General features: G+C 63.3%; 2 protein-coding genes. Both read right to left on the reverse strand.

Features of this window, described 5'->3' with window-relative positions:
- On the reverse strand, positions 1 to 1,572 hold a 1,572-nt coding region (locus Y705_RS0101725; protein WP_275450790.1), incomplete at its 3' end, for a GH25 family lysozyme.
- A gap of 109 nt (positions 1,573 to 1,681) precedes the next feature.
- On the reverse strand, positions 1,682 to 1,909 hold a 228-nt coding region (locus Y705_RS23375; RefSeq protein WP_026531608.1), incomplete at its 5' end, for an LGFP repeat-containing protein.

Below are 1,909 nucleotides of genomic sequence, written 5' to 3' on the forward strand. Positions count from 1 at the left end.
GCAGATCTCAGCGCTGGTGGGATAACCCAGGACACCGTTCTCGGCACCCGCAGCACGGTAGGTGGTGCGGATCCCGCCCTGCCGGCTGATGTGAGCGCCGGTGGCGGCTGACGACAAGATCTCACCATTTTGGAATGACTGGTAGCAACCATCGTCCTTGAGGCCGCAGATCTCAGCACTGGTGGGGTAACCAAGCAGTCCGTTCTGCGCACCAGAGTTCAGCCACGCCGTGCGGATGGCACCATTGACACTTGCCACGGCACCAGTGCCGGTCGACCACACCACTGCACCATTGACATGATCCCGGTAACAACCATCGTCCTTCAAACCACAAACAACCTCCGAGGTGGCACCACCCAGGGCCGGCACCAACGCCGCAGCACCATCAATGAAGGCCTCCGCCAACGCAGACCGCGACAGTGGAACCGGAACCGGAGCTGTCGCCGACGGCCCGTTGCGTGCAAAGTCCCGCAGGCCGGCAAGATCACCGGGCCACTGGTTCCAGTCGCCCACGATGGGGCCGGAATCGGTGTACTGCCACAGGGTGTAGTTGCCCCACCCGGAAGGCATGGTGCCAGCGGTGGAGTTACTGTAGCGGGCGAGGTGAAGCGGGTGGTCGGGGAATGCTGTCGAATTGCCGGTGCAGGTGTTCCACCAGTCAGCGGTGGTGTAGATCATGGGCACGCGTCCGGTCAGTTGAACCATCCGATTGGAGAAATCCCGGATCCACGTCACCATCTGGAACGGGGTCATGTTGTAGCAACTGTTGCCCAAAGATGCGTACGGGTTGTATTCGACGTCGAGGAGCGGAGGCAATGTCTTCCCATCAGCTGACCAACCGCCTCCATTTTTGACGAAGTAATCTGCCTGCGTGCGTCCGTCCGAAAGGCTTGGTATGGCAAAGTGATACGCCCCGCGCAGCATCCCGGCCGACTCGGCTCCCGTGTACTGCGGGGAGAAGAACGGGTTGAGGTAGCTGGTGTACTCAGTGGCCTTGACATAGGCAAAGCGTGAACCGGAATTCCAGGCTCCGGCCCAGTTGACCGTTCCCTGATGGCTGCTGACATCAACCCCGAGCACCCCGTCGGGGGCCCAGTAGTTCGTCGCCGCAGCGAAGGAATCCGCGGCCTTTGAAGCTGCCCACAGGCCCCGCTCCTCGCTGGTGGGAACCTGCGGGTCGCCGTGCTCGGCGATCCGGGCGAGACCCTGTCCGAGGCTTGCACCATGCTGGCCGAGGCTTGCCCCCTGAAGCCGCTGCTCCAGCTCGTCCTCCGCCGAAAGCGCCGGGGCGTCCGTCTCCGGCGCTTCCGATTCCGCCGATTCCGCCGTGGGCGGCTCGAGCGTCTCGGGCACGGAGACCTGGGGTTCCGCTGCAGGCGGTTCGGGGGTAGTTCCGGCAGGGGACTCCTGCTCCGCAGCGGGAAGCTGCTCCTGGGCTCCGGGAGGAAGCGACTCCCTCGACGGTGGTGAGCCGACGGTGTCGGCTACCGCAGCAACCGGAGCCATCAGGCCGACCAGCAATGATGCGAGTAGTGCGGATCGGCACAGGCGCAGGGTGTTCAATGATTTCACGGCAGAATCTCCAGATCGTTAAAGCTGTGCGACAGGCAGTCGGTCCGTCCGGTGCCGCACGGGAGGATCGGTCGTCCGAATTCCCGGCCGCTCGACGGACCGCTGCTCATCATTTGGATCGTGAAACCACTCCGTTGGTGGGGGTCCAGGTGAGGGTTCCGTTTTGGAAGGTTTGGGTGCATTGGGTGGTGGTGGGGCAGGTTTGGGGTTTGGTGGGGTAGCCCAGGGTGCCGTTTTCGGCTCCTTGGTTGCGGTAGGTGGTGCGGATGGGTCCGGTGGTGGTGGGGTGGGCGTTGGTTTTGGGGGACCAGAGGATTTCGCCGTTTTGGAAGGACTG

The sequence above is a fragment of the Arthrobacter sp. H41 genome (assembly GCF_000520535.1).
GTDB lineage: Bacteria > Actinomycetota > Actinomycetes > Actinomycetales > Micrococcaceae > Arthrobacter_D.